Raw genomic sequence first — 20,946 nt, 5'->3', positions numbered from 1 at the left:
GTGCAGGCGCGCGGCCTCATCCTGGCCGGCTCTGCCGCCGGCATCGCCGCGGCATTCAACACGCCGCTCGCCGGCATCGTCTTCGCCATCGAGGAGATGAGCCGGACCTACCAGGCCCGTACCAACGGCATCGTGCTCTCGGCGGTCATCATCGCCGGCCTCGCCTCGTTGGCCATCGTCGGGAACTACACCTATTTCGGCTTCACCAACGCGACGGCCGAACTCAGGCGCGACGGGCTGCTGGTGCTCTGCTGCGGCGTCCTCGGCGGCGCTTTCGGGGCCTGTTTCAGCAGCGTCATGGTCGCGCTGACGCGGCGTATCCGACGTTGGCGGGCCGCGACCCCGCTCCGGCGCACCTTGATCGTCGCTGTCGCCGCCGGCTGCTTCGTCGCCGTCATCGGCGTCGCCTCGGACGGAACGACCTTCGGCACGGGTTACGCCCAGGCGCGCAGCGCCATCGAAGGCACGCCGCTACCGGCCTCCTTCTTCCTGGCGAAATTGCTACGGGACCGCGCGGCTGATCACGCGGGAGCCGCTCTATCACGCGCTGTCGCGCCTCTTCATCGCGGATGTCCTGCGCCAGCGGCGAGTCCAGGCGACGCCATCGGCGGCGTGAGCCCCGGCTTGCGGGAAGGCCCGGCGAGTGCCGAGCCTTCTTCACGCGGGCAGCGGCGCCCGATCAGATCGACGCGTCCTTCTGCCGCTCGGCATATTCGGCCTGGAGCCGCTCATGCACGGACCAGAAGCCGCGCGGCCTGGCGCCGGTGAGCTGATCCTCGAGCAGGCCCAGATGCAGATGCCAGCCGCTCGAGACCATCGCCATCCGGTCCTTCGTCGCCAGCCGGCGATGCGTCAGCACGAGGCGGACCTTGTCGCCAGCCTGCGACAGCGCGAATTCGACATCCGAATCCGGATCGCCCATGCCGGTCCAGTTGAAGGCGAAGCGATACGGCGGCTCCCAGGCCGTGACCGTGCCGGTCATCAGCTTGCCCTCGTCGTTCATCTTGCGGGCACTTTCCGGCGGCGGCTCGTCGGTGATCCGCGAATGCTTGAAGAACAGCGCGACCTCGCCGCCGACATGCGGCTCGACATCGCCGCCGCAGAACCATGTCGCCCGCTTGTCGCCTTCGGTGACATAGGCCCAGACCCGTTCGATCGGCCCCGGCAGCAATCGCTCGAAACGCACCGCGCCGCTTTCCAGAACAACACCATACGCGCTCATGGCTACTCTCCCTCGCCCGCATCGGGCTTTGCCAGTTCTTTCTCCAGCAGATCGAGATGCGCGCCCCAGAAGCCGCGCACCTTGCGCACCCAGGCCTCGAAGGCGTCGAGCCCAGCCGGATCGAGGCTGTAGATCCGCCTCTGCCCGGCCACCTCGACCCGCACGAGCCCCGCTTCCTTCAACACCTTGAGGTGCTGCGAGACAGCCGGCGCGCTCATCTGGAATCGCGCCACAATCTCACCCGCGGCCAGCGGCCTCTCTCCCAGCATCTCTACGATCTGGCGGCGTGTCGGTTCGGCGAGGGCGGCAAAACGATCCATGGACTGATAATTCATCATTCACTTAATTAAGTCAACAATTAAATTATGGCCTGCATGGCGCCATGCCGTCTGCCGGGGTTGCCAGTGCGCGGCGCCTGGGCCAGTGGAAGCGCGCCCGAGGAACCCTGCCCATCATGATCCCCCGCAACGCATCCCTGACCGGCATCGCTGTGATGCTGTTCGGAATCCTGCTGTTCTCCCTCAACGACGTGATGGGGAAATGGCTGGTTTCGACCTACACGCCCGGCCAGCTCATGCTGCTTCGCAGCGCCGCCGCGCTGCTCGTGCTCGCGCCCTTCATCCTCAGGCAGGGCATCCGCCGCACCTTGCGGCCCGAGCGCCCGCGCCTGCAGCTTCTGCGCATGGCGATCGGCGCGACCGAATCGACGCTCTTCTATGTCTGCGTCGCGCATCTGCCGCTGGCCGATACGATGACGCTCTGGATGGCCGCGCCGGTCTGGGCCGTCCTGCTCGCGGCTCTGCTGCTCGGCGAGCGTGTCGACCCCGCTCGCTGGGCCGCCGCCGGCCTCGGCTTCCTCGGCGTCTCGCTGGCGCTGGCGCCATCGGGCGCGAGCTTCTCGCCCCCGGCGCTGCTGGCGCTGACCGGCAGCGTGCTCTTCGCAGCGCTGCTGATCGCGGGGCGCAAGCTGCGCGGCACGCCCGACGTCACGCTGGTCGCCTGGCAGACCTTCGGCTCGCTGCTCCTCGGCACGGCCCTGCTGCCGCTCGGCTGGGTGATGCCCACCCCGCGCGATTTCGCCCTGCTCGGCCTGCTCGGCATCGTCGCCCTGCTGGGACATCTGTGCGTCACGCGCGCGCTCAAGCTCGCCGAGGCGTCGGTGGTCGCGCCCTATCAATACACCTTCATCATCTGGGCCCTGCTCTTCGGCTGGCTGTTCTTCGGCGACTGGCCGACGCCGCTGATGCTGTGCGGCGCCGCCCTGATCGTCGCAGCCGGCCTCGCGCTGATGCTGCTGGAGCGGCGCGCGGCGGGCATCGCCGGCCGAGCCGCATCCCGCGATCGGAGCGCACATGCCGGCAGCGCCTGAGACATCCCGCCGACTAGCCTTGCGACGCGCGGCCCCGCTTGTCGCCTGACCGCCCTGCGCTGAGTTCGTAGCGACGGGCTTGGCACCGACCCGCATGGCAGGCCAAGAATGCCCGATGCCCTGCCGCGCTCGCGAAGCGGACCGAATCCGGGGCCGGAGGAAACCATGGCGCTGATCACCTATCTCACGACGATCAAGTTCGGCTTCGGCGAGATCGCCGGCATCGAGGCCGATCTGGCCGGGCTCGGCATCGCCAGGCCGCTGATCGTCGCCGACAAGGGCATCGTCGCCGCCGGCCTCGTCGACGCGGTGAGCCGGCATGCCGGCGTTCTGAAGAACGCGCCCGTCTTCGGCGACACCCCCACAAACCCGACCGAGGAGGCGGTGGAAGCGGCGCTGGCGCTCTATCGCCAGCATGGCTGCGAYGGCCTCGTCGCCATCGGCGGCGGCTCGCCCCTCGACCTCGCCAAGGGCGTCGCCCTGCTCGCCACCCATGACGGCCCGCTGGAAACCTATGCGGCCATCCTCGGCGGTATTCCCAAGGTCACGGCCGGGGTCGCGCCGGTTGTCGCGATCCCCACCACCTCCGGCACCGGCAGCGAGGTCGGCCGCGCCGCGCTGATCACGCTGAAGGATGGGCGCAAGCTCGGCTTCATCTCGCCGCATCTGATCCCGCGCCTCGCCATCTGCGATCCTGAATTGACCATGGGCCTGCCGGCCTGGCTCACCGCCGCCACCGGCATGGACGCCGTCACCCACTGCATCGAGACCTATCTCAGCCCGCGCGAGAACCCGCCGGCCGAGGCGATCGCGCTCGACGGCCTCCGGCGCGCCGTCGCCCATATCGGCCGCGCCGTGAAGGACGGCTCCGACCGCGAGGCCCGCAAGGAGATGATGATGGCCGCCCTGCAAGGCGGCATGACCTTCCAGAAGGGACTCGGCGCCGTTCACGCCCTCTCGCACCCGCTTGGCGGATTGAAGGAGGTCTCGCTGCATCACGGCACACTCAACGCCGTGCTGCTGCCGGCCGTGCTGCGCTTCAACGCCCCCTCCGCTGAAGCGAAATATGCCGAGATCCGGCGCGTGCTCGGCCTCGCCCCGGACACCGACTTGGCCGACTGGATCGCGAAGCTGGTCGCCAGCCTCGGCATGCCCGCCACCCTCACGGCGATGGGCGCGCCGCGCAGCGTCATCCCGGCGATCGCCGAGGCCGCGACGCTGGACCATTCGAGCGCGACCAATCCGCGCCCGGCGACGGCGGCCGACTATGCCGCGATGCTCGAAGCCTCCTTCTGACGAAGAGCAGCCGCCTCAATAGAGGCGGCTGCGATAGGCCTCTTCGAGATTGCGATCGGCTTCCTCGGCCTCGACCATCCGGGTCTGCTCGGCGACGATGCGGCCGAGCGTCGGGAAGCTGTGGCGCGGCACCTGGCTGGACGGGTCCCACAGCTTCGCGCGGATCAGCGCCTTGCCGCAGTGGAAATAAGCCTCCTCGACCGTCACGATCAGCCCGGTCAGCGGCGGCCGCTGCTGCACCGTCGAGGGGGCGAGCAGCTCGGCATCGCGCGTCATCAGCGCCTTGCCGTTGACCCGCAGCGTCTCGTTGATGCCCGGCACCATGAAGACGATGCCGACGCCCGGCGAGGCCAGGACATTGCCGAAGCTGTCGACGCGATTGTTGCCGCGTCGGTCGGGGATGAGCAGCGTCCGCTCGTCGAGCACGCGCACGAAGCCGGGCCCATCGCCTCGCGGGCTCGCATCCACCCCACCCTCGCCGTCGCTGCTTGCAAGCACCAGGAAGGGCGAGAGCGCGATGAAGTCGCGGCAGAAGCGGTCGAGCCGGTCGAGCACCTTGCTCGCCGCCACCGGATTCACGGGGCCGATACGGCTGCGCAGCGAGGCGGCATCCTCGATGCGCGCTGCGGGGTCGTCGAAGCAATCGTCCATGTTACCTCCCTCGTTGCCGCGATTGTCACCCAAGCTGGCCTGTCCGGCCAGCCCGCGCGCGCTGCCCGCGCCCTACGCCGAACGCAAGGCTGGCCGGCGGGCGGGCCGAAATGCCACGGCCACGCAGCATCGCGGCCTCGCGAAGCGCGATGCCTTGACCCTTGCCGGGCGGAGAGCCATCGTAAGCGTAACCAGCGTTCTGCCTTTACGAGGCCTGATTCCATGCGCCGCGCCCTGCTCCGTACCGCCCTTGTCTCGCTCGCCTGCCTGGCGGGCCTCAGTGCCGCCGAGGCGGCCGGAGGTCGCTATGTCGCGCCGCCGGACCGCGCCGAGGCGCGCATCATCCCCATGTACGGCAATCTGCCGGGCTGCGACGACCCGGCGGTGCTCTCCCATCTGTCGAGCTGGTTCGATTCGCGCGAGGCCAAGTTCTGGGGACCGCTGCGGGCGCTCTCCTATGACCGCATCGCGCAGCTCGGCTTCCGCCCCTGGGGCGCCGACTTCATTCCGCGGCGCTTCTGCTCGGCCCGCCTGCTGCTGAACAACGGCATCTATCACCGTGTCGATTACTCGGTCCGCGAAAATCTCGGCCTGTTCGGCATGACCTGGAACGTGAACTGGTGCGTCGCCGGTCTCGACAGGGAGCGCTCCTACGCGCCCGACTGCAAGATGGCCCGGCCCTGAGCGTCCTGCGATGATCGGGCGCATCGCCCTGGCGGCCTTCGCCTGGCTCTGCCTTGCCGGCGCCGCGCAGGCGCAAGGCTTCGGCCAGCGCGGCGGCGCGCCGGGTGACTTCGATTTCTATGTGCTTGCGCTCTCCTGGTCCCCGGGCTTCTGCGAGCTCGATGGCGACCGCACGCGCAATCGCGAGCAATGCGCCGGGGGCAGTGGCCTGCGCTTCGTCGTTCACGGCCTCTGGCCGCAATATGAGCGCGGCTTTCCGAGCGATTGCGGCCCCTCCGGCCGGTCGCCCTCGCGCATGGCGATGACGGAGGCGGAGGGCGTCTATCCGACCGAGGGCCTTGCCCGCTACGAGTGGCGCAAGCACGGCACCTGCTCCGGATCCAGCCCTGCCGATTATTTCCGCGACGCCCGCCGCGCCCGCGACAAGGTCGTCGTCCCGCCGGCCCTCGCCAAGGCCGACAGCGACCAGAGCTGGACGGTCCTCGACCTCGAACGCGCCTTCGTCGCCGCCAATCCAGGCCTGCGCACGGACATGATGTCCGTCTCCTGCAAGCGCGGCGTGCTGCAGGAGGTCCGCATCTGCCTCAGCAAGGATCTGCGCGACTTCCGCACCTGCCAGGAGGTCGACCGTTCTGGCTGCCGGGCGCGCGAGCTCACCGTCGTCGCGCCGCGCTGACACGGATTATCGCCTCCGCGTCTCCGAAAACCGCATCCCACTTTTCGGGCGGATGCTCTAGAAGCGGCGCATGAACTACCGCCACGGCTTCCATGCCGGAAATTTCGCCGATGTGCTGAAGCACGCCGTCCTTGCGCGCATCCTGCTGCATCTCGACGCCAAGCCGACGCCTTATCGCGTCATCGACACCCATGCCGGCGTCGGCCGCTACGATCTCGGCTCGGAAGAGGCGCTGCGGACGCATGAATGGAAGGATGGCGTGGCGCGGCTCGACCGCTCGCCGCTTGCCCCCGCCGCCGAGGCGCTGCTCGCGCCCTACCGGGCAGTCCTTGCCGCGGTCCGCGCCGAGCATGGGCCGGATGCCTATCCGGGCTCGCCCTGGTTCTGCCGCCACGCCATGCGCCCGTTCGACCGGCTGATCGCCGCCGAGCTCCATCCGCCGACCTATCGCAGGCTCGCCGAGGTGCTGGGGCGCGATTCGCGGAGCAAGGCTCTGGCCATCGACGGCTGGACGGCGCTGCGCGCCAACACCCCGCCGAAGGAACGGCGCGGCCTCGTGCTGATCGACCCGCCCTTCGAGGAGAAGGACGAATTTGCCACGCTGACCACGCAGTTCATCGCCGCCCATCGCAAATGGCCGACGGGAATCTACCTGCTCTGGTATCCGATCAAGGACCGGCGCGCCGTCGAGACGATGATGGAGGAGGTGCTGGATGCCGGCATCGGCCGCCTGCTGCGGCTGGAGATCGATGTCGATCGCCCCGAAGCCGCCGGCGGTCTCGGCGCCACCGGCCTGCTGATCGCCAATCCGCCCTGGAAGCTCGCCGAGGAGATGCAGATCTTGCTGCCCGCGCTGACCGAGCGGCTCGCGCAGGGCCAGCGGCCGCGCTATCTATGCGAGCCGATCCGCTCCGACGGCTGACCGCCCTCTCCTTTTCCTCCAGGATTCCCGACCGATGCTCGTCCTGCGCTCCTCCCCCGCCTCGCCCTTCGGCCGCAAGGTCAAGATCGCGGCCCTCGAACTCGGCCTGATGGACCGTATCGAGATCGTCGTGGCTGACACCACCGATCCGGCGGAGCCGCTGCGCCGGCAGAATCCGCTCGGCAAGATTCCGACACTCGTGCTGGAAGACGGCATGACGCTGTTCGATTCGCGCGTGATCGTCGAGTATCTCGACCATCTCGCCGGCGGCGGAAAGCTCATCCCGGCCGGCGAGGCCCGCTTCGCTCAGCTCCGCCTGCAGGCCCTCGCCGATGGCATCTGCGACGCGGCCTTGCTGCAAGTCTATGAGGGACGCTTCCGGCCGGAAGCGGGCCGCAACGCCGACTGGCTCGCCCATCAGACCGGCAAGGTCTCGCGGGCACTCGCCACGCTGGAGACGGCCCCGCCCGCCTTCACCAACCGCCCGCGCATCGGCGAGATCGCGCTCGCCTGCGCGCTCGGCTATCTCGATCTACGCTTCGCGGGCACTTGGCGCGCCGACTATCCCAAGCTGGTCGCCTGGCTCGATGATTTCGCGGCCCGCGTCCCGGCTTTCGAAAGCACGCGCTTCAAGGGCTAGTGTCTGCTGCGTTTCATGGAAACGCGGGTCATCCCAGCCGGAGCGAAGCAAAGAGCCGGGATCCATGCCTGAACCTTGATCGGACGCTCCGGCGGGGATCCCGGGTCAAGCCCGGGATGACCACGTAGCTCTGTATCAATCGGCGTGCTCCAAGACGGTCCTGCTCTGCTCGCCAACGCTCCCCCGATCGAAAGAAGCCCGGCGCTCGCGAAAGCGCCGGGCTTTATTCTTGTGGCTTTGTCGAAGCGCATGTCTCGCGCACAACAAAAAACCCGGTGGCCGAGGCCACCGGGTTGCTCAAATCCGATGTGATCGGATCAGAACTTGTAGCTCAGGCGGGCGCGGACGACCGAGAAGTCGGTGCCGACCTTGGTGCCCGAGCCGGCGAGCACGCTCTTCTCACCGAGGTCGACGTAGAGGTACTCGACGCCGGCGATGATGTTGTTGGTGACAGCGTACTCAAGACCACCACCGATGACCCAGCCGTTGGTGTGGGTCTTGTCGGACGAGAAGCCGAGACCCGGGATCGAGGTCTTCACGTTGCCGTAAGCCCAACCACCGGTGATGTAGGGCAGGAACCGGTCGAAGGCGACGCCGACGCGGCCACGGACCGTGCCGAAGTAGTCGGTCTTGACGTTGATGCCGCTGAAGCTGTTGCCGCTGCTCAGGTCAGCGTACTGCAGGTCGGCTTCGAGGCCGAGCACGAACTGGCCCATCTGGTAGTTGTAGCCGATCTGGCCACCGCCGGTGAAACCATCGACGTCACCAACGTTGGTGAAGCCGTTGGCGTTCACGTTGCCCCAGCCGTAGCCGGCGTTGCCACCGACGTAGAAACCGGTCCAGGTGAAAACCGGCGGGATGTAGACCGGGGCAGCGACCGGGCCCTTGCGCGACGGCAGGTCGGCAGCCGAGGCGGCGCCGGCAGCGATGATGCCGAAAGCGGCAACGCTCGCGAGCAGATACTTCTTCATGACAAACTCCTTAGTCGTCGCGGTCGCCGGAAAGCCCGGCGGGTGATTTCGATGACGATGGTATAGAACCTGTCGTCGCTTTTGTCTGTTGCACCGGAAGCACATCTACCTTGCAGACCGCGGCAGAAATGCGGCACGAATGCGATAACTGAATGCAAATAGGTAAAGCCGAGTTAACCACGGCCGTGAAAGCCAGCATGGTAAATCGAATACTAATAGAACGCCGCTGGCATCTCGGCGGCCATGGAGAACCGGTCGAGAAACGCCCCCGCTTGCGCAAGGTTCCTCGACCGGTACGAATCTTTTTTCATGCGCGAAGAACCTCGGCACACTCGTCTTGCCGCCCTTCGTCAAGCGTGCTTAAGCGTTGAAATCTCAGGGATCGAACGAGACCGTGCCGCCTCTTTCCATTTTCATCATCGCGCTGAACGAAGCCGACCGTATCGGCCACACCATCACGGCGGCCCGCGCCCTGAGCGACGACATCGTCGTGGTGGACTCCGGCTCGACCGATGGCACGCAGGCCGTGGCGGAGGCGCTCGGCGCTCGCGTCATCTTCAATCCATGGCCCGGATATGGCCGCCAGAAGCGCTTCGCCGAGGATCAGTGCCGCCATGATTGGCTGCTCAATCTCGATGCGGACGAGGTGCTGCCCCCCGATCTCGCTGCCGAGATCGGGGCCCTGTTCCAGACCGGGATGCCGCCGGCCGACGCCTACAAGACGCGAATCGCGGAGATTTTCCCTGGCGAGAAGGCCCCGCATCGTTTCGCCTATGCCTTGGCGCCCGTCCGGCTCTACCGCAAGTCGAAGGGACGCTACTCGCTCTCCCCGGTCCATGATCGCGTCGATCTCGAGCCCGATGCGCGGGTCGGCAAGCTGAAGGGCACGATCCATCACTTCTCGGTGCGCTCGCTCGGCGAGCAGATGGAGAAGCTCAACGCCTATAGCGACGCTCAGGCGGACGACCTCGACGCGCGCGGAGAGACCATTTCGGTCTTCCGCCTCCTCGCCGAGTTCCCGGCGAACTTCATCAAGGCTTATATCGGCCGCCGGCACGCGCTGCGCGGGCTCTACGGCTTCATGACCGCGATGAACTTCGCCTTCTACCGCTACCTGCGCGCCGCCAAGCATTGGGAAAGACGCCTGCAGCGCGACGCTGGCATCACGCCGCCGGGCGCTTCCGCCGGCAAACGCGCGACCGATGACTGAGGTCGCGCTCGTCACCGGCGGGGCGCGGCGAATCGGGCGCGCCATCGTCGAGCGGCTGGCGGATGCCGGCTATGCCGTTGCGATCCATCACGGCAGCGGCCGYGGCGAAGCGCAGGAACTGGCGAATCGCCTGACGGCCGCGGGGCGCTCCTGCGGCGTCTTTCAGGCGGATCTCGCCGATGCCGAAGCGGTTCGCGCTCTGCTGCCGTCGGTCGAAGCCGCGCTCGGGCCGGTCACGCTGTTGGTCAACAACGCCTCGAGCTTCGTTATCGACGATGTGCGCTCGCTCGACGTCGCGATCTGGGATCGTCAGTTCGCGGTCAACCTGCGGGCGCCGTCCCTGCTGATCGGCGCCATGGCCGAGCGCCTGCCGCCGGATGCGAACGGGGCGGTCGTCAACATTGTCGACCAGCGCGTCTGGAAGCTGACGCCGCAATATTATTCCTACACGCTGACCAAGGCCGCCCTGCTGACGGCGACCGTCACGCTGGCCCAGGCGCTGGCGCCGCGCATCCGGGTCAACGCCGTCGGCCCCGGCCCGACCTTTCCCAACCCGCATGACGGACAGCGGCTGATGGAGCAGGAAGCGGCGGCGACGCTGCTCGGCCACCGCGTCGCCGCGGAGGAGATCGCCGAGGCAGTGCTGTATCTGGCCCGTGCCCGCTCGGTGACCGGGCAGATGATCGCCGTCGATGCCGGCCAGCATCTGGGCTGGCGCACGCCCGATATCGTCGACTGATCAGACCGCGCCGTCCGGCCGGTAAGGCGCACGACCGCTCGACAGCGCCGAGTCGAGCAGTTCGAGCCGATCCTGCCCCCAGAACACCTCGCCGTCGAGCACATAGCTCGGCGCGCCGAAGACACCGGCCGCCACGGCCTCCGAGAGCGTCGCCTCATAGCGTTGCCGCACGGTCTCGCTCGCGGCCTGCGCCAGCAGGGCCTCGCTATCGAAGCCCGCACGCACCGCGCAGGCCCGAATCGCCTCCGGTTCCCGCATATCCTCCTCGCGCGCCCAGACGCCGGCCATCACATCGGCGATGAAGCCGGCCGGATCGGCGCCGGCCGCGAGGATCGCGACAGCGACGCGATCCGCCAGCGAGGGATCGAACGGGAAATGCTTCGGCTCGAGCACGAGCGGCAGCCCGCGCCGCTCGCGCCAGCGCTGCAGATCGACCAGGCGATAGCGCTGGCGGACGGGATGCCGCTTCGGCAGCGGCAATCCGCCGGTCTCGTCGAAGACCGAGCGCAGCGGCATTGGGCGGTAGACGATGCTCGCGCCATGCCTGCGCGCGATCTCGTGGAAGAGCTCGTTGCCCAGATAGGTCCAGGGCGAATGCAGCGAGAAGTAATATTGGATTGAGCGTGGCACGACGGGACACCCGGCAGGAGCAGCGGAAACGCCGCAGCTTCGCAGCCGTCCCTGCGGTTGCGCAACGCCTGGCCGCGCAACCCCGCTCCGCGCAGCGTCCCCGAACGGGGACGCCGATGTGCCGGCGCCCTCAGGCCGCCTTGTTCTTCACGGCGCCGATGATCGCGGTCAGGACCGCGCCGCCGACGCCGCCGCCGATCAGGTTGGTGAGAATGCCGCCGACGCTGAGGTTTCCGCCTTGCGCGGCCGCGCTGATGGCCGGCAGCACCAGGGGGATGAGCTGGCCGAGCACGCCGCCGCCGACCAGCCCGGAAATCGTGTTGCCCAAAGTCCCGAGATCGAAGCTGGGAGTGGCCTTGCCGGCCGCGTTGCCACCGATCGCACCCGCGATCAGGTTCATCAGGATTTGTTCCATATCGGCCCCCGCAGATGAATGCACCGCGCCAAGAACGTCTCTGAGCCGGGGAAGCGATGCATTCCAGCCAGCTTGCACCGACGATGATGCCTCGACCTGGGGTTGTCGGCAAGCGGCGCGGCGGTTTCCTCAACCGCTTCCTGTTCAGTCGAGGGTGATCGCCGAGATCAGCCGGCCGTAATCGGGCTCGCCGCGATGCGTCGTGCGCCGATAGCTGAAGAAGCGCCGCTCGTCGCCATAGGTGCACAGTCCGAGATCGACGAATCGGCCGATGCCAGCTTCCTGCGCCTTGAGCCTGATGAAGGCAGGCAGGTCGAACATCGCATGGGCCGCGCGCTCGGATGGCGTGAAGAAGCGCGAATAGGTCCGGTTCTCGGCCTTGAAGCGCTCGATGAATTCCGGCCCGACCTCATAGGCCGCCGCGCTGATCGTCGGCCCGAGCACGGCAAGGATGCGCTCGCGCCGGGCGCCGAGCTTTTCCATCTCCTTCACGGTCGCGCCGACGACGCCGCCGAAGGCGCCCTTCCAGCCGGCATGGGCGGCGCCGATGACACGTGCCTCGCTGTCGGCGAAGAGAATCGGCCCGCAATCGGCCGTCGAAATGCCGAGCGCGACATTCTGCGAGATCGACACCATCGCATCCACCCGGGGTTTTTCGCTTTGCCAAGGGCCGGTGACAACGGCGACATCGGGTGAATGCACCTGATGCACGCTGACGAGCTGGTCGGGCTCGACATGGAGATGCCGCGCCATCCGCGCCCRGTTGTCCCGCACCGCAGCCGGATCATCCGAGGAGCCGAGCCCGCCGTTGAGCGAAGCGTAGATGCCCGTCGAGACGCCGCCCTCGCGTGTGAAGAAGGCGTGGCGGATACCGGCTTCGGCGGCGAGTTCGGCGGAGGTGATGAACATGGCGTCGTCCCGTCTGGCGCGAATCCCGGGTACCCCGGCCTTCGCAGCTCTCAGCCCTGCTCTGGCAGCCGATGAAGGTCAAATCCGGGCAGCAGCGGCAGGGCTGGATGAGAGAACGCCACAACCTTGAACAAATCGCCCATACCGGCCTCGCCCGGCGCAATCAGCCGGTCGAACGCATCCGATATCGCCTGGCGCTGCGCAGTGTCCGCCTTCTGAGACAGGGTCTGCGCGCGCTGCGCCAGCCCGAGCGCCAGCARRAAATCGCGCTGCGTCGCCGGCCCGTGCAGCGCCGCACCGGCCTTCAGGGCCGCTTGCCCCATTCGCTCGAAATCGACATGCACCGTCAAATCCGCCTCGCCCGGCTCGGCCAGCGGATCGACGAAGGCGTGCCGCTTCATCGCCTGCAGCGTGTCGCCGAGACCCGAATGCATCGAGCCGTAATCGATGAACAAGGCACCGCCGCCCGCATTCGCGAGATGGCGCGCAACCTCCGCAACGACGTCGAGCGCGGCAAAGGGCTGCTCGAAAACGCTGCCGGCCGGCGCGGCGATCTTCAGCGAATCCTCGCCGACCAGCGCCAGTCCGAAGGCAAGCCCTCCATGATCATCCAGCCCGACCAGCCGCTCATGCCAGCCTTCCGCCGTCATCACGAACTGGTCGAGCGGCAGCGCGTCGAGGAGTTCGTTGGCCAGCACGATCGCCGGCCCGTCGAGCGCCGTCGCGACGGTATCGTGCCAGACAGGCTCGGTTCCGCTCAATGTCGCGGCCTGCTTCGCCCGCAACACCGGGCTCGTCTCGACGAGATGGACCGAGAGCGCGGCGTGGAAGCCGGGCACGATCCGCGTCGCCCGCAGCACATCCGCCATCAGCGTACCACGCCCCGGCCCGAGCTCGACCAGCCGGAAGCGCGCGGGCGTACCCATCGCCTGCCAGAGATGCGCGGACCAGAGGCCGATAAGCTCGCCGAACATCTGGCTGATCTCGGGAGCCGTGGTGAAATCCCCCTCCTGCCCGAAGGGATCGCGCGTCATGTAATAGCCATGGCGCGGATGGCCGAGCGCCAGCGCCATGAAGCGCGAGATGGGCAAGGGCCCCTCGTCGCGGATCAGGCGGATGAGCTCCGCCTTGAGCGTGGTCACGCCGCCTCGCGCCGGCTCGTCGCGATCAGCCAGATCCCGGCGGCCAGCACCGGCAGGGACAGGAGCATGCCCATGGTGATGCCGCCCGAGAGCGCATCGACCGAGCGACCGAACAGGAAGCCGAGCTGCGGATCGGGTTCACGGAAGAACTCGCAGGCGATGCGAGCCAGCGCATAGCCGATGCCGAAGACGCCGGCGACGAAGCCGGGCCTGCGGAACCAGCCCGTCCAGACCAGCAGGTTGACCAGCGCGAAGAGCAGGATGCCCTCGGAGAAAGCCTCGAAGAGCTGGCTTGGATAGCGCGGCAACGGGCCACCATTCGGGAACACCATCGCCAGCGGGAAATCCGGTGCCACCCGGCCCCAGAGCTCGCCATTGATGAAATTGGCGATGCGCCCGAGGAAAAGCCCGATCGGCACCACCGCTGCGGCCAGATCGAACACCGACAGCACGGGATAGCCCCGCCTTTTGGCGAAGAGCCACAAACCGAGCGTCGCGCCAGCTCGACCGGTTTCGGCCGCGGCCGCTTGCCCCAGAGCCGGTCCGTCGCCACGAGCAGCCGGGCATACCACCAGCCGCCGAGCAGCCCGACGACATAGGCGAGCCCATACCATTTGATCGCGAGGGGCCCGATCTCGACCGCGACGGGGTCGATCATCGGGAAGGGAATGGCGAAGACGGGCATGGCGAGGTCCGATGGCGGGCGCATGGTGATGGCCGCGCGCCCGCTCAATGGTCAAGGAAAAAGGCTGGCGCGTGGCGCGCCGCGCCTCAAAGCTTGATGATCAGCTTGCCGAAGTTCTTGCCTTCCAGCAGGCCGATCAAGGCTTCCGGCGCGTTCTCCAGCCCCTGAACGACGTCTTCCTTGTATTTGACGCTGCCATCCGCGATCCAGCTCGCCATCTCCTTGCGGAAGGCCGGTCCCTGGGCTGCGACGAATTCGCGCTGGATGAAGCCGCGGATCGTCAGGCTCTTCGACAGCACCTCTCGCATCAGCATGGGCAGCCGGTCCGGTCCCGGAAATTCCCCGCTCGCATTGTATTGCGCAACAAGGCCGCAGACCGGAATGCGCGCGAAGGTGTTGAGCAGCGGAAAGACCGCATCCCAGACATGGCCGCCAACATTCTCGAAATAGACGTCGATGCCGTTCGGGCACGCAGCCGCCAGCTTGCCGGCCATGTCGGGATCACGATGGTCGATCACCGCATCGAAGCCGAAGGTCTCGCGCACGAAAGCGCATTTCTCCGGTCCGYCGGCGATGCCGACCGCCCGTGCACCCTTGATCCGCGCGATCTGCCCGACGGCCGAACCGACCGGCCCGCTCGCCGCCGCGACGACGACCGTCTCGCCCGGCTTGGGCTGGCCGATGGTGAGCAGCCCGGCATAGGCGGTGAACCCCGGCATGCCGAGCACGCCGAGTGCCGTCGTCACCGGCGCGCTCGCCGGGTCGAGCTTGCGCAATTGCGCGGCGCTGGCCGCGGCATGCGACTGCCAACCGGAATAGGACAGCACGATATCGCCGGGCTTGAAGGCAGGGTCGCGGCTTTCGATGACTTCGGCAACGGTGCCGCCTTCCATCACCTGCCCGATGTCGGTTGGAGCGGCATAGGATTTCGCCGCGCTCATCCGCCCGCGCATATAGGGGTCGAGCGAGAGATAGAGGATCTTGAGCAGCACCTGCCCTTCGGAAATCGCCGGGATGGCGGCCTGCTCGAGCCGGAAGTTCTGCGGCGTCGGACGTCCCTCCGGTCGTGAGGCGAGGACGATCCGGGTGTTTTCGAATTGCGACATGGATTGCGATCCTCCCTGACGAACGACGAAACGCTATAGCCTGCCAGTATGGCGCCGCCCCGCCGGATCGGCAGCTCAAAATCGGAGCTGTCGCCTCACCAGTTCGAATGTCGATGGTCGCGTACGCTGTTGCCAGGCGGCGATCACCTTGTCGGCGCTGTCCGAAACCTCGGCCATGCCGTCGACCTCGAAATCATAGGAGCTGTAGGAATGGACGCGCGAGAAATCGCGCCGCGCATCGCCGAGAGGCCGGTCACCGCGCGCGATCTCGCGTCGCTCCAGTTCCTCGAGCGCGCAATGCACGCCGACGAAGAACACGTCTTGCCCGGCGAGCGTCCTGACCAGACGCTCGAACCAGGCCGTGTTCTCCACGATATGCTCGACGATCAGGTCGTTGCCCGCCTCGACATAGGCGAGCAGCGAGCGCTCGAAGCCGATGAAGAACGGCTCGCGCATCGCCCGCCAGTCGAATTCCTTGCTGCGGATGCGCGCCGTCGGGAGCACGCCCGAATCGCGCAGATGGTCGATCGAGATATGCCAGAACGGCGTGTCGATCCGGCTCTGCAGAGCTCGCGCCAGCGAAGATTTGCCGCTGCTGGAGGCGCCGTTGAGCAGGATGATGCGGCCGCGGCGCGGCGGTTGCCAGGTCGTCATCGCCATCTTCCGCATGATCCTTCGGTCGGTTCCGTAGCGTTCCGCGTTGCATCCCGCCTTTTGACCCCGCCACCGGCGAGATCGTCCAGGCGCCGATCGAGCGTCAGACCGAGATCGTCCTCGACCAGATGAAGCTGTGTCTTGAAACCGCCGGCTCATCGCTCGGCAACGTGCTCAAATGCAACGTCTATTGCACCTCCGCCGCTCATTTCGCGACGGTGAACCAGGTTTACGCACGCTACTTTCCCAAAGACCCTCCAGCCCGCATTTTCCTCTGCGTGCCCGAGTGGTTCGGTCCCTTCGACATCGAGATCGATTGCATCGCGGCGGCGTGATCCAAGCGATATCGCGGGAAGACGCCGGCTCCTGACATGACGAAACGGCTCGTGCATCCTACATGAGCCCCATGAGTCGCGAACGTCAGGACGATCTACCGCAGGACGAGTTCGAGGACGAGGAGGACGCCCTCCCCGCCGAGCCGGCGCTCGACATTGCCGAGGCCGCCCCCGGCGCGCTCAAGGCCGGCATCGAGGTCATCCAGCAATTCGCCAAGCACCTGCCGAACAGGCCGGGCGTCTACCGGATGTTCGATCGCGCCGGCGAGGTGCTCTATGTCGGCAAGGCCAAGAGCCTGAAGAACCGCGTGACCTCCTACGCCCGCGGCATGGCGCACACCAACGCCGTGGCCCGGATGATCGCCGAGACGGCGAATATGGAGTTCGTCACCACCGGCACCGAGACTGAGGCGCTGCTGCTCGAATCGAATCTGATCAAGCAACTCCGGCCGCGCTACAATGTGCTGCTGCGCGACGACAAGTCGTTCCCCTATATTCTGCTGACAGGCGATCACGAGGCGCCGGCGATCCTCAAGCATCGCGGCTCGCGTCATCGCAAGGGCGATTATTTCGGCCCCTTCGCCTCGGTCTGGGCGGTCACGCGCACCATCGACGCGTTGCAGAAGGCCTTCCTGATCCGCACCTGCTCGGATTCCTTCTACGAGAACCGCACCCGCCCCTGCCTGCTCTTCCAGATCAAGCGCTGCTCCGGCCCCTGCACCGGCGAGGTCTCGATCCCCGAATACCAGGCGCTGGCCGGCCAGGCCCGCGATTTCCTCTCCGGCCGCTCCTCGGCGGTGAAGCAATTGCTTTCAACCCGCATGCAAGCCGCCGCCGAGGAACTGGAATTCGAGAAGGCCGCCCGCTACCGCGACCGTCTCGCCGCGCTCTCGGCCGTGCAGGCCGGGCAGGACATCAATACGCAGGGCGTCGAGGAGGCCGATGTCTTCGCCATCGACGAGCAGGCCGGGCAGTTCTGCGTCGAGATCTTCTTCTTCCGCAACCACCAGAACTGGGGCAATCGCGCCCTCTTCCCGCGCGCCGACCGCTCGTTGACCCCGGCCGAGGTGCTCGCCTCGGTGGTCGCCCAGTTCTACGACGACAAGCCGCCGCCGCGCCTCGTCCTGCTCTCGCATCCGGTCGAAGAGATCGAACTGATCGGCCAGGCGCTCTCGGCGAGGGCCGGCCGCAAGGTCGAGGTCGCCCATCCCAAGCGCGGCGAGCGCGCCGACCTGATGGCCCATGCCGTCAAGAATGCCCGCGAGGCGCTTTCCCGGAAGCTCGCCGACAATGCCGGCCAGAGCGCCTTGCTCGCCGCGCTCGGGGCGGCCTTCGGCATGGAGACCGCCCCGCGCCGCGTCGAGGTCTACGACAACTCCCACATCATGGGCACCAACGCCGTCGGCGGCATGATCGTGGCCGRCCCGGACGGCTTCGTGAAGAACCAGTACCGCACCTTCAACATCTCGACCGACACCATCGCCGGCGACGATTTCGGCATGATGCGCGAGGTGCTGACGCGGCGCTTCGCAAAACTGGCGAAGGAAGAAGGGATTTCTCTGAGCCCTCATCCTGAGGAGGTCGCGTCAGCGGCCGTCTCGAAGGATGCTCCAGAGGGCGACGGAGCCTCGACGACCATCCTTCGAGACGCGCCTGCCGACGCTCCTCAGGATGAGGGCTCGGGCGGAAAAAAACGAAAGGCGGCCAAGCCGCGCAAGGATGAGGATGGCTTCCCGTCCCGCCCCGACCTCGTCATCGTCGATGGCGGCAAGGGCCAGTTCGAGGCGGCCCGCAAGATCATGGCCGAGCTCGGCGCCGTCGACATCCCGCTTGTCGCCATCGCCAAGGGGGCCGACCGCAACGCCATGCGCGAGACCTTTCACATGGCCGGCAAGGAGCCGTTCAAGTTGCAGCCCCGCGATCCCGCGCTCTATTTCATCCAGCGCCTGCGCGACGAGGCCCATCGCTTCGCCATCGGCACCCATCGCGCCAAGCGCAAGCGCGAGACGATGAAGAACCCGCTCGACGAGATCCCCGGCATCGGCCCCTCGCGCAAGCGGGCGCTGCTGCTGCATTTCGGTACGGTGAAGGCGATCCAGCGCGCCAAGCTCGACGACCTCATGCGCACCCCCGGCGTCAACGCCGCCACCGCCAAGGCCGTGCATGATTTCTTTCACGATGCCTGAGCTTTCTGACGCCCTCGCGGTTTTGCGTGTTGACGCTGCGACCGCGGCCTTGCTTTGGTGTTCGCCGTGACAATTCTTCCAGACGCCATCAGGCGGCGGGGCCCCTGGTCGCTGCCAAACCTCCTCACCTACGGCCGGATCCTGGCGATTCCGGCGCTGGTGGCGATCCTGTTCTGGCCGCGCGACGACTGGATGCGCTGGCTCGCGCTGGGAATCTACACGGTCGCCGCCATCACCGACTATCTCGACGGCTACATCGCCCGCGCCTGGAGCCAGCAATCGGCGATCGGCCGCATGCTCGACCCCATCGCCGACAAGCTCCTCGTCGCCGCCTTGCTGCTGATGCTCGTCTATACCGGCCAGATCGAGGGCTGGACGCTCTGGGCGGCCATCGTGATCCTCTGCCGCGAGATCCTGGTCTCCGGCCTGCGCGAGTTCCTGGCCGATCTCAAGGTCAGCGTCCCCGTCAGCAAGGTCGCGAAATGGAAGACGACGGCGCAACTCTTCGCGCTGGGCTTTCTCGTTGTGGGCCCGGCCGGCGACAAGGTCCTGCCCGGCAACACGCAGATCGGCATCGTGCTGCTCTGGGCAGCGGCGGGCCTGACGATCTACACCGGCTGGGATTATTTCAACGCCGGCATCCGCCATCTCGTCGAGCAGGACGAGCGCATGCCATGAACGCCACCGCGCCCCTGGCGGGCACCCGCACCGTCAAGCTCGTCTATTTCGCCTGGATGCGCGAACGCGTCGGAGTGCCCAGCGAGACGCTCGACATTCCCGCCGATCTCGCCACGATCGCCGATCTCGTGCGCTGGCTGAAAACGCGTGGCGAGAACTACGAGGCGGCCTTCGCCAATGAGGCGGTGGTGCGCGCCGCGCTCGATCAGGTCCACGCCAAGCCGCATGCCGCGCTCGGCAGTGCCCGCGAGATCGCCTTCTTTCCGCCGATGACCGGCGGCTGAGGCCGCCATGACGCCCATCATCCGCATCCAGCACGAGGATTTCGACCTCTCGGACGAGATCGCGGCGCTGAGCTACGGCCGCGCCGATATCGGCGCTGTCGTCTCCTTCACCGGGCTCTGCCGCGACGAAGCCGGCACGCTCGCCGCGCTCGAGCTGGAGCATTATCCCGGCATGGCCGAGGCCGAGATCGCCCGTGTCGCGGCGGAGGCGGCGGCGCGCTGGCCATTGCTCGGCCTCGTCGCGATCCACCGCTACGGCCTGGTCCGCCCGGGCGAACAGATCGTAATGGTGCTGGCGGCCTCCGCACACCGCCGCGCCGCCTTCGAGGCMGCCGAWTTCMTGATGGAYTAYCTCAAGACCCGCGCCCCGTTCTGGAAGCGCGAGCACCGCGCCGACGGCACGCTCGGCGGCTGGGTCGAAGCCAAGGCGGGCGACGACGATGCGGCAGAGCGCTGGAGCCGGTAAAGCTCCGAACAGAACGAAGAGCCCCGGCCGGCTCGCCCTTGCGGCTGGCCTGTGGCTGAGCGCCGTTACCGCGGCCGTCGCGGCGAACGAGCCCAAGACCTTCCGCGACTGGATGGCCGGCTGCGACAACGTCAAGACCTGCACGGCGATGTCATTGCCGCCCGAGGCGGCCGAGACGGTCGCCTATCTGCGGCTCGAACGCCCTGCCGGCCCCGACGGCACGGCCCGCCTCCTGCTCAGGCTTCGCGGCGACTGGAAGAAGCCGCCCGCCACGATCCAGCTCAAGCTCGACGGCGCCGCCTTCCCGGCCGGCGGCAAGCCGCTTTCCGCAACGGCGGATGGCGATGTGGTCACGGTGACGTTCTCGGCCGAGGACACCGCCGCGCTGATCGAAGCTGCCCGCAAGGCGGCGAAGCTGACGGCAGCCGCACCCGGCGTGGCCGGCAGCGTCTCGCTCGCCGGCTCCGTCGCCGCGATGCTCTGGATCGACGAGCAGCAGGGGCGGCTCGGCACGACCACGGCGCTCGTCCGCAAGGGCGCGAATGCCACCGTTCCGGCTGCTCCCGCCCTGCCGGTGGTCACGGCCATGCCGGCGCCGCCCATGCTCGACATGAAGGCGGCGAAGCAGCAGGCCGCGCGGCTGCGCGCGGAGCTGAAGAAACGCAGCCCCGATGCCTGCGAGGATGCTGCGGCCAGTGATGACGAAGCCTGGGCGCTGAGTGACAAGCGGACCCTGGTGGCGCTCGCCTGCTCGCGCGGAGCCTACAATCTGTCGTCGTCGTTCTTCGTCATGCCCGAGAACGAGCCCGCCAAGGCGACGCCGCTGCGCTTCGCGGATGGCGACGGCAACGACGGCAACGAACTGACCAATGCCAGCTTCGATCCGCGCACCGGCCATCTCGCCTTCTTCGCCAAGGGGCGCGGCATCGGCGATTGCGGCGTGAGCGGCGGCTATGCCTGGACCGGCAAGGATTTCGCGCGCACCGAACTCGCCATGATGGGCGAATGCCGGGGCATCGCGCCCGAAGACTGGATCACGCTGTATCGCAGCGCGAACCGCTGAGGATGCCATTCCC

Annotated in this window: 23 protein-coding genes and 3 pseudogenes; 15 read left to right on the top strand and 11 right to left on the bottom strand. The window is 67.5% G+C overall.

Annotated elements, in window-relative coordinates; translation table 11 throughout:
* A pseudogene (locus tag AB4Y99_RS06120) lies at positions 1–616 on the top strand (chloride channel protein); the annotation flags it as partial.
* A 63-nt stretch (positions 617–679) separates the two neighbouring features.
* Here the strand turns inward: AB4Y99_RS06120 and AB4Y99_RS06115 are convergent.
* Positions 680–1,222, bottom strand: coding sequence for an SRPBCC family protein (locus tag AB4Y99_RS06115; protein WP_038359165.1), 543 nt, complete (start codon positions 1,220–1,222; stop codon positions 680–682).
* Between the two features lie 2 nt (positions 1,223–1,224).
* Positions 1,225–1,542, bottom strand: coding sequence for a metalloregulator ArsR/SmtB family transcription factor (locus AB4Y99_RS06110; RefSeq protein ID WP_038359166.1), 318 nt, complete (start codon positions 1,540–1,542; stop codon positions 1,225–1,227).
* 134 nt (positions 1,543–1,676) lie between these two features.
* On the opposite strand from AB4Y99_RS06110, the gene AB4Y99_RS06105 reads away from it, so the two are divergent.
* Together AB4Y99_RS06105 and AB4Y99_RS06100 are read left to right on the top strand one after the other, a co-directional pair.
* Positions 1,677–2,591: a DMT family transporter gene (locus AB4Y99_RS06105; RefSeq protein ID WP_441522702.1), complete on the top strand. Its 915-nt coding sequence runs from the start codon at positions 1,677–1,679 to the stop codon at positions 2,589–2,591.
* Positions 2,592–2,756: 165 nt separating this feature from the next.
* A complete protein-coding gene (locus AB4Y99_RS06100; protein ID WP_112762742.1) occupies positions 2,757–3,887 on the top strand; it encodes an iron-containing alcohol dehydrogenase in 1,131 nt (376 codons plus the stop codon).
* Positions 3,888–3,902: 15 nt separating this feature from the next.
* Here AB4Y99_RS06100 and AB4Y99_RS06095 read toward each other — a convergent pair whose 3' ends face one another.
* Entirely contained in the window at positions 3,903–4,538 is a 636-nt protein-coding gene (locus AB4Y99_RS06095; protein WP_441522701.1) for a pyridoxamine 5'-phosphate oxidase family protein, read from the bottom strand.
* 222 nt (positions 4,539–4,760) lie between these two features.
* Between AB4Y99_RS06095 and AB4Y99_RS06090 the strand changes: the two genes are divergently transcribed.
* From AB4Y99_RS06090 to AB4Y99_RS06075, 4 genes are all read left to right on the top strand, one after another.
* Complete coding sequence (locus AB4Y99_RS06090) at positions 4,761–5,222, top strand: hypothetical protein (RefSeq protein ID WP_133562862.1); 462 nt, start codon at positions 4,761–4,763, stop codon at positions 5,220–5,222.
* 10 nt (positions 5,223–5,232) lie between these two features.
* On the top strand, positions 5,233–5,898 hold the full coding sequence (locus AB4Y99_RS06085) for a ribonuclease T2 family protein (protein ID WP_113252604.1): 666 nt from the start codon (positions 5,233–5,235) through the stop codon (positions 5,896–5,898).
* A 70-nt stretch (positions 5,899–5,968) separates the two neighbouring features.
* On the top strand, positions 5,969–6,820 hold the full coding sequence (locus AB4Y99_RS06080; RefSeq protein ID WP_441522700.1) for a 23S rRNA (adenine(2030)-N(6))-methyltransferase RlmJ: 852 nt from the start codon (positions 5,969–5,971) through the stop codon (positions 6,818–6,820).
* A gap of 34 nt (positions 6,821–6,854) precedes the next feature.
* Complete coding sequence (locus tag AB4Y99_RS06075) at positions 6,855–7,460, top strand: glutathione S-transferase family protein (RefSeq protein WP_191123851.1); 606 nt, start codon at positions 6,855–6,857, stop codon at positions 7,458–7,460.
* A 317-nt stretch (positions 7,461–7,777) separates the two neighbouring features.
* Here AB4Y99_RS06075 and AB4Y99_RS06070 read toward each other — a convergent pair whose 3' ends face one another.
* Positions 7,778–8,431 (bottom strand): outer membrane protein, encoded by a 654-nt coding sequence (locus tag AB4Y99_RS06070; protein ID WP_038359178.1) that lies wholly within the window; start codon positions 8,429–8,431, stop codon positions 7,778–7,780.
* Positions 8,432–8,825: 394 nt separating this feature from the next.
* Between AB4Y99_RS06070 and AB4Y99_RS06065 the strand changes: the two genes are divergently transcribed.
* Entirely contained in the window at positions 8,826–9,641 is an 816-nt protein-coding gene (locus AB4Y99_RS06065) for a glycosyltransferase family 2 protein (protein WP_441522699.1), read from the top strand.
* Positions 9,634–10,380, top strand: coding sequence for an SDR family oxidoreductase (locus tag AB4Y99_RS06060; protein WP_441522698.1), 747 nt, complete (start codon positions 9,634–9,636; stop codon positions 10,378–10,380). The genes AB4Y99_RS06065 and AB4Y99_RS06060 overlap by 8 nt, the downstream gene beginning before the upstream one ends.
* Here the strand turns inward: AB4Y99_RS06060 and AB4Y99_RS06055 are convergent, their stop codons facing one another.
* The 7 genes and pseudogenes from AB4Y99_RS06055 to AB4Y99_RS06025 form a co-directional block, all read right to left on the bottom strand.
* On the bottom strand, positions 10,381–11,010 hold the full coding sequence (locus AB4Y99_RS06055) for a 2-hydroxychromene-2-carboxylate isomerase (protein ID WP_441522697.1): 630 nt from the start codon (positions 11,008–11,010) through the stop codon (positions 10,381–10,383).
* A gap of 130 nt (positions 11,011–11,140) precedes the next feature.
* Positions 11,141–11,410: a hypothetical protein gene (locus AB4Y99_RS06050; RefSeq protein ID WP_318652234.1), complete on the bottom strand. Its 270-nt coding sequence runs from the start codon at positions 11,408–11,410 to the stop codon at positions 11,141–11,143.
* Positions 11,411–11,569: 159 nt separating this feature from the next.
* Positions 11,570–12,334: a peptidoglycan editing factor PgeF gene (gene pgeF, locus AB4Y99_RS06045; protein WP_441522696.1), complete on the bottom strand. Its 765-nt coding sequence runs from the start codon at positions 12,332–12,334 to the stop codon at positions 11,570–11,572.
* Positions 12,335–12,384: 50 nt separating this feature from the next.
* Positions 12,385–13,476, bottom strand: a complete 1,092-nt coding sequence (locus AB4Y99_RS06040; RefSeq protein ID WP_191123848.1) for a class I SAM-dependent methyltransferase — start codon at positions 13,474–13,476, stop codon at positions 12,385–12,387.
* Positions 13,473–14,161: pseudogene (locus tag AB4Y99_RS06035) on the bottom strand (prolipoprotein diacylglyceryl transferase). The gene AB4Y99_RS06040 and the pseudogene AB4Y99_RS06035 overlap by 4 nt, the downstream one beginning before the upstream one ends.
* A gap of 86 nt (positions 14,162–14,247) precedes the next feature.
* Complete coding sequence (locus AB4Y99_RS06030; RefSeq protein ID WP_441522695.1) at positions 14,248–15,267, bottom strand: NADP-dependent oxidoreductase; 1,020 nt, start codon at positions 15,265–15,267, stop codon at positions 14,248–14,250.
* Positions 15,268–15,342: 75 nt separating this feature from the next.
* Positions 15,343–15,921, bottom strand: coding sequence for a chloramphenicol phosphotransferase CPT family protein (locus AB4Y99_RS06025; RefSeq protein ID WP_441522694.1), 579 nt, complete (start codon positions 15,919–15,921; stop codon positions 15,343–15,345).
* A 50-nt stretch (positions 15,922–15,971) separates the two neighbouring features.
* Between AB4Y99_RS06025 and AB4Y99_RS06020 the strand changes: the two are divergent.
* The 6 genes and pseudogenes from AB4Y99_RS06020 to AB4Y99_RS05995 form a co-directional block, all read left to right on the top strand.
* Positions 15,972–16,256, top strand: a pseudogene (locus tag AB4Y99_RS06020) (Rid family hydrolase); the annotation flags it as partial.
* Between the two features lie 71 nt (positions 16,257–16,327).
* Complete coding sequence (gene uvrC / locus AB4Y99_RS06015; protein WP_441522693.1) at positions 16,328–18,442, top strand: excinuclease ABC subunit UvrC; 2,115 nt, start codon at positions 16,328–16,330, stop codon at positions 18,440–18,442.
* Positions 18,443–18,508: 66 nt separating this feature from the next.
* Positions 18,509–19,120, top strand: a complete 612-nt coding sequence (gene pgsA, locus AB4Y99_RS06010; protein WP_038360155.1) for a CDP-diacylglycerol--glycerol-3-phosphate 3-phosphatidyltransferase — start codon at positions 18,509–18,511, stop codon at positions 19,118–19,120.
* Positions 19,117–19,404 (top strand): molybdopterin converting factor subunit 1, encoded by a 288-nt coding sequence (gene moaD / locus AB4Y99_RS06005; RefSeq protein WP_441522692.1) that lies wholly within the window; start codon positions 19,117–19,119, stop codon positions 19,402–19,404. The genes pgsA and moaD overlap by 4 nt, the downstream gene beginning before the upstream one ends.
* 7 nt (positions 19,405–19,411) lie before the next feature.
* Positions 19,412–19,870: a molybdenum cofactor biosynthesis protein MoaE gene (locus AB4Y99_RS06000; RefSeq protein WP_441522691.1), complete on the top strand. Its 459-nt coding sequence runs from the start codon at positions 19,412–19,414 to the stop codon at positions 19,868–19,870.
* Positions 19,845–20,933 carry a DUF1176 domain-containing protein gene (locus tag AB4Y99_RS05995; protein WP_441522690.1) on the top strand — a complete coding sequence of 363 codons (1,089 nt, stop codon included), beginning with the start codon at positions 19,845–19,847 and terminating at the stop codon, positions 20,931–20,933. Before AB4Y99_RS06000 ends, AB4Y99_RS05995 begins: the two co-directional genes overlap by 26 nt.
* Positions 20,934–20,946 lie beyond the last annotated feature (13 nt).

The sequence above is a fragment of the Allobosea sp. TAB14 genome (genome assembly GCF_052113865.1).
GTDB classification, from domain to species: domain Bacteria; phylum Pseudomonadota; class Alphaproteobacteria; order Rhizobiales; family Beijerinckiaceae; genus Allobosea; species Allobosea spartocytisi.
The sequence above is the reverse complement of the archived record's forward strand: the minus strand, read 5'-3'. Positions and strand labels throughout refer to the sequence as shown.

Excerpts from the sequence above, each read along its gene's own strand:
- AB4Y99_RS06075 (WP_191123851.1), top strand. The coding sequence starts at position 6,855 with ATGCTCGTCCTGCGCTCCTCCCCCGCCTCGCCCTTCGGCCGCAAGGTC.
- AB4Y99_RS06025 (WP_441522694.1), bottom strand. The coding sequence starts at position 15,921 with ATGACGACCTGGCAACCGCCGCGCCGCGGCCGCATCATCCTGCTCAAC.
- AB4Y99_RS05995 (WP_441522690.1), top strand. The coding sequence starts at position 19,845 with ATGCGGCAGAGCGCTGGAGCCGGTAAAGCTCCGAACAGAACGAAGAGC.
- AB4Y99_RS06050 (WP_318652234.1), bottom strand. The coding sequence starts at position 11,410 with ATGAACCTGATCGCGGGTGCGATCGGTGGCAACGCGGCCGGCAAGGCC.
- AB4Y99_RS06095 (WP_441522701.1), bottom strand. The coding sequence starts at position 4,538 with ATGGACGATTGCTTCGACGACCCCGCAGCGCGCATCGAGGATGCCGCC.
- AB4Y99_RS06115 (WP_038359165.1), bottom strand. The coding sequence starts at position 1,222 with ATGAGCGCGTATGGTGTTGTTCTGGAAAGCGGCGCGGTGCGTTTCGAG.
- AB4Y99_RS06085 (WP_113252604.1), top strand. The coding sequence starts at position 5,233 with ATGATCGGGCGCATCGCCCTGGCGGCCTTCGCCTGGCTCTGCCTTGCC.
- AB4Y99_RS06080 (WP_441522700.1), top strand. The coding sequence starts at position 5,969 with ATGAACTACCGCCACGGCTTCCATGCCGGAAATTTCGCCGATGTGCTG.
- moaD (WP_441522692.1), top strand. The coding sequence starts at position 19,117 with ATGAACGCCACCGCGCCCCTGGCGGGCACCCGCACCGTCAAGCTCGTC.
- AB4Y99_RS06070 (WP_038359178.1), bottom strand. The coding sequence starts at position 8,431 with ATGAAGAAGTATCTGCTCGCGAGCGTTGCCGCTTTCGGCATCATCGCT.
- AB4Y99_RS06110 (WP_038359166.1), bottom strand. The coding sequence starts at position 1,542 with ATGGATCGTTTTGCCGCCCTCGCCGAACCGACACGCCGCCAGATCGTA.
- AB4Y99_RS06105 (WP_441522702.1), top strand. The coding sequence starts at position 1,677 with ATGATCCCCCGCAACGCATCCCTGACCGGCATCGCTGTGATGCTGTTC.
- AB4Y99_RS06090 (WP_133562862.1), top strand. The coding sequence starts at position 4,761 with ATGCGCCGCGCCCTGCTCCGTACCGCCCTTGTCTCGCTCGCCTGCCTG.